The following is a 407-nucleotide window of genomic DNA, read 5'->3' on the forward strand; positions in this document are numbered from 1 at the left end:
TTATTACGTGCAAAAAGCTCTTGGACAAGTGCAAATTGCGGCTTCCATTCTTTCTCAATATATTTTTCAAAAAAACGGCCATCTGCATAAGCTGACTTTTCAAATCCTGCAAAGATTTGCTGACGTTCGCGTGCAATTAAATTGGAAGCACGTATTGCATGATACGTTACGATATAAAAATAGATATTAGTAAAATCAATCGCTTCTGGAGAGCCATAATAGATCTGCTCACGCGCTAAAAAACCATGCAAATTCATTTGTCCCAAACCAATCGCATGACTTTCGGCATTACCTTTCGCAATAGAAGGTACACATGCAATATCACTCATATCGGAAACAGCAGTAAGAGCACGAACAGCAGCTTCTACCGTCCGTCCGAAATCACAACTTTCCATTGCTTTTGCAAT

General features: G+C 39.3%; 1 pseudogene. It reads right to left on the reverse strand.

The annotated features are described in order from the left end of the window. Nucleotides 1-407: pseudogene (locus J7R13_RS09170) on the reverse strand (class 1b ribonucleoside-diphosphate reductase subunit alpha); the annotation flags it as partial.

This window comes from Bartonella taylorii 8TBB (assembly GCF_902825155.1).
Classification (GTDB): domain Bacteria; phylum Pseudomonadota; class Alphaproteobacteria; order Rhizobiales; family Rhizobiaceae; genus Bartonella; species Bartonella taylorii_A.